Genomic DNA, 12,549 nt, shown 5'->3' on the forward strand with positions numbered 1-12,549 from the left:
CCCGACTCCAGAGGAGCGGGGGCTTTCTCGTCGACCTGGGCCGGGCGTCCATGGCATGGACGCCCGGCGGCGGTCGGCCGGACTAGGCCGGGAGCTGCAGGACGTGACCGGTGAAGATCAGGTCCGCGTGGATGACCGTGTCGGTGTTTGCGGCGAAGAGTGCCTGCCAGCCGCCCTCGACGCCGAGCTTGTCGGCGATGGTGCTGAGGGTGTCACCGGACTGGATGGTGTAGGTCTCGCCGCTCAGGGCGACGGGAGCCGCGACCGGAGCCTGGGCAACGGGTGCCGCGACCGGTGCCTGGGCAACGGGTGCCTGGACGACCGGTGCCTGGGCAACGGGCGCCTGGGCAACAGGGGCCTGGACGACGGGCGCCTGCTGGAGCTGGACGGGGGCGGGGGCCGGAGCGGCCTGCGCCGGGATGCCGCCCGGGTTGGCTCCACTGTTCAGACCGAGCTGGGCCGAGCAGGAGGGCCATGCGCCCCAGCCCTGGCCTGCGAGGACATTCTCGGCGACGGCGATCTGCTGCTCGCGTGAGGCGTTCTGGGGTGCACCCTGGCCGCCGAAGGCTGCCCAGGTGGAGGGGGTGAACTGCAGTCCGCCGGAGAAACCGTTGCCGGTGTTGATGCCCCAGTTGCCGCCGCTCTCGCACTGCGCGAGCGCATCCCAGTCGCTGGCGGGGGCGGCGTTGGCTGCGCCGGCTGCTGCACCGAGGCCGAGGCCGGTGAGTGCTACTGCTGCGAGCCCACGACGGGCGCTGGTGCTGAAGGTGTGTGTATTCATGGGGTGACGATGCTCCGAAAGGCCACCCGCACTAGGTCCGTCCCCGGACTTCTTCGCGCCGCTGCTCACCTTGACTGTATAGAGGTCAGGTTCGGCAGCCGCCTGTTGAGCAACGAGCGGTGGAGGGGCGGCGCCGGGCATAGATCGCTGCTCGATTTTCGGCAGCTTTTTCGCTTCCCCGGACGGGGAACTCCCTCCACCGTAAAGTAATTTTCATTCGTTGCCAAACCGGTACGGCGTGGCGCTTGACATCGGTTCAAAATAAGGGAAAGAAACTGGCCCTCGTGAGGATCCTGTGTAACACTGTGGCCCCTCCATCGCCGCGGGGCAGGGGAGAGGCCCCGGATCCGTGATCCGGGGCCCCTCCGGAACCAGTGGGGACGGGACGTCCCGGCTGGTCAGGCCGCTACGTAGCCGTGCGGATCGAGGACGTACTTCGTGGCGGCCCCGGCGTCGAACTCCTCGTAGCCGCGGGGTGCCTCCTCGAGGCCGATCGGCTTGGCGTTGACGGCCTTCGCGATCGAGACGCGGTCATGCAGGATGGCCATCATGAGGCCCCGGTTGTACTTCATCACCGGGCACTGCCCCGTGGTGAAGGACAGGGACTTCGCCCAGCCCGTGCCGAGACTGATCGACAGCGAGCCCACCTTCGCGGCGTCGTCGACCGCACCCGGATCGCCGGTGACATAGAGGCCGGGGATGCCGAGGGCGCCGCCCGCCGCGGTGACGTCCATGAGGGAGTTCAGGACCGTCGCGGGAGCCTCGGTGGACGACCCCGAGCCGTGTCCCCGTGCCTCGAAGCCCACGGCGTCCACGCCGCAGTCCACCTCCGGCACGCCGAGCAGCTGCTCGATCTGGTCCCGCGGGTCGCCCTTGGAGACGTCGACCGTCTCGCAGCCGAAGCTGCGGGCCTGTGCCAGCCGGTCCTCGTTGAGGTCACCGACGATCACGACGGCGGCGCCGAGGAGCTGCGCCGATGCCGCGGCAGCCAGCCCCACGGGCCCCGCCCCGGCGACGTAGACGGTGGAGCCGACGCCGACGCCCGCGGTGACGGCGCCGTGGAAGCCGGTGGGGAAGATGTCGGAGAGCATCGTCAGGTCGAGGATCTTCTCGAGTGCCTGGTCCCGGTCCGGGAACTTCAGCAGGTTCCAGTCCGCATACGGCACGAGGACGTACTCCGCCTGGCCGCCGACCCATCCGCCCATGTCCACGTAGCCGTAGGCGCTGCCCGGCCGGTCCGGGTTGACGTTGAGGCAGATACCGGTCTTCCGCTCCTTGCAGTTGCGGCACCGGCCGCAGGCGATGTTGAAGGGGACCGAACAGATGTCGCCCTTCTTGATGAATTCGACATCACGGCCCACCTCGACCACCTCGCCCGTGATCTCGTGGCCCAGGACGAGGTCGGCGGGCGCCGTGGTGCGGCCGCGCACCATGTGCTGGTCCGATCCGCAGATATTGGTGGTGACGGTCTTGAGGATCACGCCGTGGTGCACCGAGCGTCCGACATTGGCCGGATTCACCCCCGGTCCGTCCTTCAGCTCGAATGTGGGGTAGTCGATGTCGATGACCTCGACCTTCCCTGGTCCCTTGTACGCAACAGCTCTGTTACCGCTCATGGAACATCCTTCTTCCGTGGTGTGCTCAGTGCACCCGGAACCCCGGGTGCCGGAACCGTTCGCCTCGCTGGGCCGCGCGGCACCCGGTAGTGCCGAACCTACACGTCGGGGGGTCGCACGGACGTTGCATGGGCCGGTGCGCTCCCCGGCCGGTGCGGCGGGCCGGCCCCCTTGTCCGCGCGGATCATCCGGGAGAGGGTGGGAGGCATGACCGACACCGTGCTCATCACCGGCGCCACCTCGGGGATCGGGGCCGAGTTCGCCCGTCAGTACGCGGCGCGCGGCTGCGCCCTCGTGCTCGTCGCGCGCGCCTCCGGCCCCCTCGAGGACAGCGCGCGTGAGCTCCGCACGCGATGGGGGGCCGACGTCGAGACCATCGCCGCCGACCTGCTCGACGACGACGGCCTGGCCCGGGTGCTGGCGCGGCTGGGGGCCGGGCGGCGGGATCCCGGCTCAGCCGAGGACGAGGGCCCTGCTCCCGTGTCCGTGCTGGTCAACAACGCCGGCTACGGACTGGTGCGCCCGTTCGCCGACAATCCGCTCGACGACGAGGTGCGCCACCTCCGCATCCACGTGGAAGTGCCGCTCGCCCTCGCCCATGCAGCGCTGCAGTCCATGCGCCCGCGGGGCGCGGGAACCATCATCACCGTCGCCAGCGTCGCCGGGTTCACGCCGAGGGGCACCTACGGCGCAGCGAAGGCCGCGATGATCAGCTTCAGCAGGTGGGCGAACCTGACCTACGGGCCCGAGGGGATCCGCGTCACGGCCGTCTGTCCAGGGTTCGTGCACACCCGGTTCCACCAGCGCATGGGCGCCGACAAGAGCAGCGTCCCCGGGCCCCTGTGGCTCGACGCCGGACTCGTGGTCCGCGAGGGGATCCGGGACGCGGAAGCCGGCAGGGCGGTCTCCGTCCCCAGCGCGCGCTACAAGGTCATCACCACCCTGGCGAAGGTGGCGCCGTCGTCCCTCGTCGCGCGGCTGGCGCAGCGAGGGCGGTAGCGCAGCCGACAGGCCGCTCAGCCCGCGGAGCCCCCGCTGTCCCACCGATCGGGCTCGGCCGCCGCGTCCTCCGGGTGGCCGTCCTCGGCGGGGTCGTCCGGCGTGCCGTCGCCGTTGAACGCTGCCGGTACCGTCCCGGCGCTGTGCGTTCCCTGCTCGTCGCGGATACTCGCCGACCGATGCGCCGACCCACCCGCGGACGGGTCCAGCACCGCCTCGCGCCGGTCCGCGTCGGGTCGGCCGTCGTTGCCGCCGCCGTCGTAGCCGCTGCCGGCTGATCCTTCACCAGGTCCTTCACCAGGTCCTTCACCGGATCCGGCGTCGTCGGCCTGCGTCGGTGCGCCGGTGCCGTTCCCCGGCTCGGTGATGCCCGTGTGGGACGGCGCCGCCGACTCCTTCTCGCGCGGCGGGACAGGGGCGGCAGGGCCGAGGGGATGCTCTGCGGGAAGGATTGCGCCGTCGGGGTGTCCGGCGGAACTGCTCGGCTCGGTCATGATGCTCCTTCTGCGGACCGCCCTTCGCCGGGGCGTCCGCCCGGGTCGTCGGAAGTGTGGGTGGCATCGGGAACACTACGTGAGGGAAGCCACCCTGTGCAGGAGTGTGTCGCCGATGTCCAGCCCCTGAGGTGCCGGGGATCCGGGCTCGAACCCGAACGGTCGGTAAGTATGCTGAGGAGTGGGGTTCGCAGAGTGGCGAGCCCCGTACAGGGAGGTAGAACGATGGCTGGGTACTTCAAGCTGGTTGATGCGCATGACGACGGGTACAGGGTGAAGCTGACGGCCCCTGACGGGACGCTCGTCGCGGTCTCCACCTTCTACGCCTCCAAGGAGGAGGCGATCGCGGGGATCGAACTCATCCGCGAGATCGCCGGCACGGGACCGATCGTGGATCACAGCAGGGACGAGTCACCCGATCAGGACGAACTCTTCCTCGGCCTCCAGGCGGCATCGCGGCGGAGCGACGCCGTCCCGCACGACGCCTGACGTCTTCCCGGGACGCCTGCTGCCGTCCCGCACGGCGCCTGACGTGATGGGCAGGCGAGGCCGGGCGACACGGTGTACGACTGTATACATTGACGCCGATCGTGGAATAGGATGGACGTATTCCACCATCTCTCTGAAGGGAGCCGACGTCATGACGACTGCGGACTCATTCGGCGCGAAGGGCGTACTCGATGTCGCCGGCGCTGACTACGAAATTTTCAGGCTCAGTGCCGTCGAGGGCGCCGAGAACCTCCCGTTCAGCCTCAAGGTGCTTCTCGAGAACCTGCTCCGCACCGAGGACGGTGCGAACATCACCGCGGATCACGTCCGCGCCCTCGCGCAGTGGGATGCGGCAGCGGAGCCGAGCACCGAGATCCAGTTCACGCCCGCCCGCGTCATCATGCAGGACTTCACCGGCGTCCCCTGCGTCGTCGACCTGGCGACCATGCGCGAGGCCGTCGCCGATCTCGGGGGAGACCCCAAGCGGGTCAACCCGCTGGCTCCCGCCGAGATGGTCATCGACCACTCCGTGCAGATCGACGCCTTCGGCAACGCCGGCGCCCTCGAGCGCAACATGGAGATCGAGTACCAGCGCAACGGCGAGCGGTACCAGTTCCTCCGCTGGGGCCAGACGGCGTTCGACGACTTCAAGGTCGTCCCGCCGGGCATGGGGATCGTCCACCAGGTCAACCTGGAGTACCTGGCCCGCACGGTCATGACCCGCGAGATCGACGGCGTCCTCCGGGCGTACCCCGACACCTGCGTCGGCACCGACTCGCACACCACCATGGTCAACGGCCTCGGGGTACTCGGCTGGGGCGTCGGCGGGATCGAGGCCGAGGCAGCGATGCTCGGCCAGCCCGTCTCCATGCTCATCCCGCGCGTCGTCGGCTTCAGGCTCACCGGTGAGATCCCTGCCGGCGCCACCGCCACGGACGTGGTCCTCACCATCACCCAGATGCTGCGCAAGCACGGCGTGGTCGGCAAGTTCGTCGAGTTCTACGGCGAGGGCGTCGCGTCCGTGCCGCTCGCGAACCGCGCCACCATCGGCAACATGAGCCCGGAGTTCGGCTCCACCGCCGCCATGTTCCCCATCGACGACGTCACCCTCGACTACCTGCGCCTCACCGGCCGTCCGGCGGAGAACGTCGCGCTGGTGGAGGCCTACGCCAAGGAACAGGGTCTCTGGCACGATCCCTCGCGCGAGATCCGTTTCTCCGAGTACCTCGAGCTGGACCTCTCCACGGTCGTGCCCTCGATCGCCGGACCGAAGCGCCCACAGGATCGCGTGGAACTCTCGAAGTCGAAGGACCAGTTCCGTGAGGACCTGCGGAACTACTCCAACGATCCCGACCTGGCGTTCGCCCCGGGCGGTACGGTCGACGAGTCCTCGCAGGAGAGCTTCCCCGCGTCGGACTCGCCGAGCTTCACCCCGGGAACGACGTCGTCCGTCACCGACGAGAACGAGGAACCCCGCGAGACCGTCGGAGCGGGTGCCCCGTCGACCCGGCCGTCGAAGAAGGTCGCGGTCACCATGAAGGACGGCCGCGAGTTCGAGCTGGACCACGGCGCCGTCAGCATCGCGTCGATCACCTCCTGCACCAACACGTCCAACCCGTCGGTCATGCTCGCCGCCGCGGTGCTGGCGCGCAACGCCGTCGAGAAGGGCCTCGTGTCCAAGCCGTGGGTGAAGACGTCCGTGGCCCCCGGGTCCAAGGTCGTCACCGACTACTACGAGAAGTCGGGCCTGATCCCGTACCTCGAGAAGCTCGGTTTCTTCACGGTGGGTTACGGCTGCGCCACCTGCATCGGCAACTCGGGTCCGCTCGAGGACGAGATCTCGCAGGCCATCCAGGACAACGACCTCGCCGTCACCGCCGTCCTGTCCGGTAACCGCAACTTCGAGGGCCGCATCAACCCGGACGTCAAGATGAACTACCTGGCCTCGCCGCCGCTGGTGGTCGCCTACGCCCTGGCCGGCACCATGGACTTCGACTTCGACAACGAGCCCCTCGGCCAGGACGAGTCCGGTACCGACGTGTTCCTGAAGGACATCTGGCCGAACCCGGTCGAGGTCCAGAAGGTGATCGACGAGTCGATCGACGAGGACATGTTCACCTCGAGCTACGCCACGATCTTCGAGGGCGACGAGCGCTGGCAGTCCCTGCCCACACCGGCCGGCGACACCTTCGCCTGGGACCCCGAGTCCACGTACGTGCGGAAGCCCCCGTACTTCGAGGGCATGCAGCGCGAGGCGAGCCCGGTCGAGGACATCGCCGGCGCCCGCGTGCTCCTGAAGCTCGGCGACTCGGTCACCACCGACCACATCTCGCCGGCGGGTTCGTTCAAGTCGGACACCCCGGCCGGGCGCTACCTCACCGAGAAGGGCGTGCAGCGCAAGGACTTCAACTCCTACGGCTCCCGCCGAGGCAACCACGAGGTCATGATCCGCGGCACGTTCGCGAACATCCGCATCAAGAACCAGCTCCTCGACGGCGTCGAGGGCGGGTTCACGCGGGACTTCTCGCAGGCCGATGCGCCGCAGGCCGCCGTGTACGACGCCGCGGAGAACTACCGCGCCGCGGGTACGCCGCTCGTGGTCCTCGCCGGCAAGGAGTACGGCTCCGGTTCGTCGCGTGACTGGGCGGCCAAGGGCACCGCACTGCTCGGCGTCAAGGCCGTCATCGCCGAGAGCTACGAGCGCATCCACCGCTCCAACCTCATCGGCATGGGTGTGCTGCCCCTGCAGTACCCCGAGGGGCAGAACGCCGCATCGCTGGGGCTCACCGGCACGGAGACGTTCGCCGTCTCCGGTGTCACCGAGCTCAACGAGGGCCGCACGCCGGGCACGCTCCACGTGACCGCCACCCCGGCCGAGGGCGGCAGCGCCGTCGAGTTCGACGCCGTCCTGCGCATCGACACCCCGGGCGAGGCGGACTACTACCGCAACGGCGGCATCCTGCAGTACGTGCTGCGCCAGCTCGCGAGCTAGCGTCCGCGCGGCCCGGGCCGGGAGTCGTCCTCCCGGCCCGGGCCGTCCGCAGGGCCGCCGGTGTCCTCGGCCCCACTCCCATCCGAACCTTCCAGCCGACCCGAGGGGGCGCCATGGCCGAGTCCGTCGAACTGTCGGCGCGCGTGGACGGCGACGCCATCTTCCGGGTGCTCCGCAGCGAGATCCTCGCCGGCGTCCACCCACCGGGGACCGCCCTGCGAGAGGTGGTCATCTCGGAGCGCTTCGGCGTCTCCCGCACGCCCGTCCGTGAGGCCCTCAGCCGGCTGCAGCACGAACGCCTGCTGGAGCGCGCCGCACGGGGGCTGCAGGTTCCCCAGATCGATGCGCAGGAGGTCATCCAGATCTACGACCTGCGCGTCATGCTGGAGGAGGAGGCCGCCGGCCAGGCCGCCCTCAACCGCGGAGCGGCCGACCTCATGCGCCTGGAGGCGCTGCTGGAACGTGACCGCGCCGTCGTCGACCCGGACGACACCACCAAGGTGACCAACAACCTCGAATTCCACACCTCCCTCTGGTCCGCCGCACGCAACCCCATCCTCATGGACCTCCTGCAGCGGCTGTCCACGCACCTGATCCACACCCCCCGGTCCACGCTGTCGGTCGGCCACCGGTGGCAGGAGGTGCTGCTGGAGCACGAGGCGCTGATCAGTGCCATCGCGGAGCGCCGCAGCGACGACGCGCGGTCGATCGCCCGATCGCACATGGAGACCGCGCGGACCCTCCGGCTGCAGCTGCTGCGCACCACCGCGGCGGACTGACCGTGCCCGACCAGCGCCCTGCCCGACAGCGCCTCCTGCTCGACGTCGACACCGGGATCGACGACGCCGTGGCGCTGATGTATCTCCTGGCCACCCCCGGTGTCTCGGTGGAGGCGATCACCTGCACCGCCGGCAACGTCGGCGCCCGCCAGGTGGCCCTCAACAACCTCGCGCTCCTCGAGCTCTGCGGGCACGCCGGTGTGGAGGTGGCCATCGGGAGCGAGGTGCCGCTGGAGATCCCCCTCGTCACCACCGAGGAGACGCACGGCGACCAGGGCATCGGGTACGCCGAACTGCCGCCGCCGCGCGGGCACATCTCCGGGCGGCACGCCGTCGACGTCTGGCTCGAGGCGGTGCGATGCCACCCCGGGCAGATCACGGGCGTGGTCACGGGGCCCCTGACCAACCTCGCCCTCGCCATCCGGGCGGAACCGCAGCTCCCGATGCTCCTGAAGGGGCTCGTGATCATGGGCGGCGCCTTCAACTACCCCGGCAACACGACGCCCGTGGCCGAATGGAACACCCACGTGGACCCGCATGCCGCGAAGGAGGTGTACGCCGCCTACGAGGGCCTTCCCGAGGCGAAGCTGCCGATCGTCTGCGCGCTCGAGACCACGGAGCGGATCGAGTGCACGCCCGCCCACGTCGACGCCGTCGCCCGGGCGGCCGGGGCCGGGCCGGAGGTGCTCGAAGCGGACGGACCCCCGGGCACACGCAGCCGCAGCGGCAACGCCGTCGTCGCCTGCCTGTCCGACGCCCTCAGGTTCTACATGGAGTTCCACCGGCTCTACGACCAGGGGTACGTGGCGCACCTGCACGATCTCTTCGCCGTCATGGTCGCGGCGGGTGAGGCCTCCTTCGAGGAGCGGCTCGTCACCGTCGACGTCGAGACGGAATCATCCCTGACCATCGGCCAGACGGTCGCGGACCTCGCGGGGATGTGGCGGCGTGCGCCGAATGCGCGGATCGTGACCGGCAACGATCCCGAGGCGGTGTTCGACCTGATGGTCCGGCGGCTCGCGGACCTGGCGAGGATGCACGGCTGACCCCCCTCGCAGGGCAACCGGCTCAGAGGCCCGCAGGAGCGCCCCGAGGACCCGGCAGCCCGGCGGGGAGCGCACACCGGCCGGTACACTGGGACCTGCCCGGCGCTGCTGCGCCGGCTGCGCCGAGGTGACATGAGGTGCTTCCCCCTCCTCCGTAGCGCCCAAGGATTATCGTGAGCTCATCCCTGACCCTCCCCGCCGATCGCACGACCGAGCGGCCCCGACGCCTGCTCCTCGCGCTCGGCGGCGCCCTCATCGTCGCGACGTACCTCTTCCTCGTGATCGTCCAGCCGACGGAGATCGCCGGCGGGATGGGCAGCGCGGCGTCCCTCGTCTCGCTCTTCGGCTTCCTCGGCGGCGGCGCCCTCCTGGTCGGCGGGATCCTGCCGATGCTGACCACCAGCTCCCTCGTCATCATGCCGCTCGGCATCGCCCTGAACATCGCGATCGGCCAGGTGGCAGGGTCGCTCGGGCTGCAGATCTACCTGGACGCGATCGGCACGGTGCTCGTCGCCGTCCTCGCCGGTCCCGCAGCGGGTGCCGCGACCGGTGCGCTGAGCAACGCCGTCTGGGGGCTCTTCAATCCCTTCGCGCTGCCCTTCGCAGCGGGAGCCGCACTCATCGGCCTGCTCGCGGGACTGGCGGCCAAGCACGGCGCGTTCCGGCGTGTGTACCTGGCCCCCGTCGCCGGCCTGGTGGTCGGCGCGATCGGAGGCCTCGTGGCCGCTCCCGTCGCGGTCTTCATGTTCGGCGCGGCGGGCACCTTCGGCACCAATGCCATCATCGCCGTCTTCCGGTCCATGGGGGACAAGCTGCTGGTCGCCGCCACCAAGCAGGGACTGCTCTCCGACTCGCTCGACAAGATCGTGGTGTTCGTCGTCGTCGCCCTGATCGTCTACGCCCTGCCGCAGCGCGCCGTCCGGCAGTTCCCGTTCGCACGGACCCACCGCGTCCTGGGCGCCAGGAGCGGACAGCGCGCCATGACGACGGCCGGAGCCGGCTCGGTCCGCTGACCATGCCGCGCCGCCGGATCCTCAATCCCCTGACCGAGCTGCTCGCAGCGGTCCTGCTGGTGGTGCTCGTCCTCGTGGTGAACCGGTGGGAGTTCTCCCTGGCGGTGCTGCTGCTCGTCGTCGTGCCCGCCGTCCTGACCTCCGGCAGGGTGCGGCAGATCGGCCTCGCCGTCCTCCTGATCGCCGGTCCGCTGCTCCTCTCCTCGCTGCTCCTCCACGGCCTGTTCTTCCCCGAGGGGAGGACGGTCCTGCTCGACCTCGGCCCCGCACGCGTCACCCGGGAGGGACTGGCCTTCGCCGCCGTCATGGGACTGCGCATGAGCGTGTTCACCGGGGTGCTGCTGACGGCCGCCATGACACTCGACGTGCCCGAGCTCCTCGCCACCATGACGCACCGTCGGTGGAACCGGAAGCTCGTGTTCGTGGTGGGTTCCGCCGTCGGGCTCATCCCGCACGTCGCCCTCCGTGCCCAGCAGATCACGCGGGCACAGCAGGCTCGCGGCCTCGTCCTGGGGCGCGGCCCCGTGGCGCGGGTGCGGGCCCTGCTCACGGTGACCACGCCGCTGGTCATCGGCCTCCTCGTCGACGCCTCGGAGCGGAACCGCATGCTCGGGGCGCGCGGCTTCTCCTCGCCGGGCCCGCGCACGAGCTACCTGCCCGACACGGACACGCCCCGCCAGCGCGCCGCACGCCGTGCGATGGTCGTCGGCGTCGGCTTCTTCTCGGTGCTCTGGCTCGGATCCGGGGTGCTCGCGTGATCCGGGTGCAGAGCAAGTCCTTCGCCTACGACGACGGCGTGCCACTGCTCTCGGGCGTGACCGTCACGGTGGAGCCCGGGGAGTACCTCGTTGTCGCGGGCAGCTCCGGATCCGGCAAGACGACGCTCGCGCGCCTGCTCGCGGGCGCGGTGGGGTCCGATGCCGGCGCAGTCTTCCGCGGCTCCCTCACCCTCGACGGCGAGACCGTCCACTTCGAGGGTGGTCCCGCCGATCCGCGGATCGACCCGGCGGTGTGGAGTGCCTCGGTCGCGTTCGTCGCCCAGGGCGCGTGGGGCCAGCTGTCCATGATGTCGGCGACCGTGGGCGAGGAGATCGCCTTCGGGCCCTCCAACCGCGGCGTCCCGCACGAGCGGCTGCGTCGGGAGGTCGACGACGTGGCGGCGGCCCTGAAGCTGACCGAGCTCCTCGACCGCGACCCGCGACGGCTCTCGGGTGGACAGCTCCAGCGGACCATCATCGCGGCAGCGGTGGTCCAGCGACCCCGCGTACTGGTGCTCGACGAGCCGTTCCAGGGCCTCGACGCCGGGGCGGCCGCGGACGTGGCCGCGGCGATCGACGTCCTGCGCGCCGGCGGGACCGGGGTGGTGGTCTGCGCCCCGATGCTGCCACGGACCGCCCCCGAGGGCGCCCGGATCATCGCGCTCGACGGCGGACACGCCGTGTTCGACGGGCTGCTCGCCGAGGCGCGGTGGGCGGGCCTGCGGCGTTACGGCATCGGGACGGACGGGGACGCGCCGCGGATCGGCGCCGCCAGAAGGCGCGGGGCACCGACCACCGCGGGACGCACCCTCGTCACGGTGGACGACGTCGTGGTCCGCTATCCGTCACCCGGCGAGCCAGGCGGACCTGGGCGCGGGGAGCGCCGCGGCCGCCGGCGCCCGCCGGGTCCCGGGCGCACCCCCGCCGTCCTCGACGGCGTCAGCCTCCAGGTCCGTGCGGGTGAGATCCTCGCCGTCCGCGGGTCGAACGGATCCGGCAAGACGACGCTCCTGCAGGTGCTCAACGGGCTCCGCCGCCCGGAGAGCGGGCGGGTCACCGTGGACGGGATGCCGATCCTGCGCCGGCCCACCGGCACCCTCGCCGGCGTGGTCGGCTATCTCTTCCAGGACACGGACCAGCAGCTGTTCGAGCGGACGGTCCTCCGCGAGGTGTCCTACGGGCCCAGGGCGGCGGGCCTGCGACGGGTCGATGCGCTCCGTCGTGCCGCCGACGCGCTGGAGGCCGTGGGGCTCTCCGCGGTCGCGGACATCCACCCGTACGAGCTGGCGTTCGTGCAGCGCCGGCTCCTGGCTCTCGCGTCCCTCATCGCCGCGGGCCCGTCCGTCTGGGTCCTGGACGAGCCGACGGGAGGCCTCGACGAATCCGCGCGGACGGGGCTCGCGGCCCTCCTGGTCCAGCACGCGCAGGGCGGCGGTGCGGTGGTGATGGCGACGCACGACGCCGCGTTCTCCGCCGCCGTCGCGCACCGCACCCTCCGGCTCGAGGCCGGCCTGATCCAGGAGGACAGGCCGGACCCGGGCTCCTGATCCGTCCGAGAACCGGCCGCCCCACGGGAGCCGGA

11 protein-coding genes are annotated in these 12,549 nt (G+C 70.9%); 8 read left to right on the top strand and 3 right to left on the bottom strand.

Annotated features, from left to right (window positions below):
* Positions 1 to 82: 82 nt before the first annotated feature.
* On the bottom strand, positions 83 to 781 hold the full coding sequence (locus tag NVV32_RS02640; RefSeq protein ID WP_422391271.1) for a transglycosylase family protein: 699 nt from the start codon (positions 779 to 781) through the stop codon (positions 83 to 85).
* Between the two features lie 398 nt (positions 782 to 1,179).
* The gene (gene fdhA, locus NVV32_RS02645; RefSeq protein ID WP_055769592.1) at positions 1,180 to 2,397 is read right to left on the bottom strand and encodes a formaldehyde dehydrogenase, glutathione-independent; all 1,218 of its coding nucleotides are present in this window, start codon (positions 2,395 to 2,397) and stop codon (positions 1,180 to 1,182) included.
* Between the two features lie 207 nt (positions 2,398 to 2,604).
* On the opposite strand from fdhA, the gene NVV32_RS02650 reads away from it, so the two are divergent.
* A complete protein-coding gene (locus NVV32_RS02650; protein WP_055769594.1) occupies positions 2,605 to 3,396 on the top strand; it encodes an SDR family NAD(P)-dependent oxidoreductase in 792 nt (263 codons plus the stop codon).
* Positions 3,397 to 3,413: 17 nt separating this feature from the next.
* Here NVV32_RS02650 and NVV32_RS02655 read toward each other — a convergent pair whose 3' ends face one another.
* A complete protein-coding gene (locus NVV32_RS02655) occupies positions 3,414 to 3,890 on the bottom strand; it encodes a hypothetical protein (protein WP_422391272.1) in 477 nt (158 codons plus the stop codon).
* 225 nt (positions 3,891 to 4,115) lie between these two features.
* Between NVV32_RS02655 and NVV32_RS02660 the strand changes: the two genes are divergently transcribed.
* From NVV32_RS02660 to NVV32_RS02690, 7 genes are all read left to right on the top strand, one after another.
* On the top strand, positions 4,116 to 4,379 hold the full coding sequence (locus NVV32_RS02660; RefSeq protein ID WP_235498725.1) for a YegP family protein: 264 nt from the start codon (positions 4,116 to 4,118) through the stop codon (positions 4,377 to 4,379).
* Between the two features lie 151 nt (positions 4,380 to 4,530).
* The gene (locus NVV32_RS02665; protein ID WP_422391273.1) at positions 4,531 to 7,371 is read left to right on the top strand and encodes an aconitate hydratase; all 2,841 of its coding nucleotides are present in this window, start codon (positions 4,531 to 4,533) and stop codon (positions 7,369 to 7,371) included.
* Between the two features lie 113 nt (positions 7,372 to 7,484).
* Positions 7,485 to 8,150, top strand: coding sequence for a GntR family transcriptional regulator (locus NVV32_RS02670; protein ID WP_055769601.1), 666 nt, complete (start codon positions 7,485 to 7,487; stop codon positions 8,148 to 8,150).
* Between the two features lie 77 nt (positions 8,151 to 8,227).
* A complete protein-coding gene (locus NVV32_RS02675) occupies positions 8,228 to 9,196 on the top strand; it encodes a nucleoside hydrolase (RefSeq protein ID WP_055770677.1) in 969 nt (322 codons plus the stop codon).
* A 173-nt stretch (positions 9,197 to 9,369) separates the two neighbouring features.
* Entirely contained in the window at positions 9,370 to 10,209 is an 840-nt protein-coding gene (locus NVV32_RS02680) for an ECF transporter S component (RefSeq protein WP_321166890.1), read from the top strand.
* A 2-nt stretch (positions 10,210 to 10,211) separates the two neighbouring features.
* Positions 10,212 to 10,967, top strand: a complete 756-nt coding sequence (locus NVV32_RS02685) for an energy-coupling factor transporter transmembrane component T (protein WP_422391274.1) — start codon at positions 10,212 to 10,214, stop codon at positions 10,965 to 10,967.
* Complete coding sequence (locus NVV32_RS02690) at positions 10,964 to 12,514, top strand: ABC transporter ATP-binding protein (RefSeq protein WP_422391275.1); 1,551 nt, start codon at positions 10,964 to 10,966, stop codon at positions 12,512 to 12,514. The genes NVV32_RS02685 and NVV32_RS02690 overlap by 4 nt, the downstream gene beginning before the upstream one ends.
* The last annotated feature ends 35 nt before the right edge of the window (positions 12,515 to 12,549 follow it).

Source organism: Arthrobacter sp. N1 (genome assembly GCF_048288285.1).
Classification (GTDB): domain Bacteria; phylum Actinomycetota; class Actinomycetes; order Actinomycetales; family Micrococcaceae; genus Arthrobacter_D.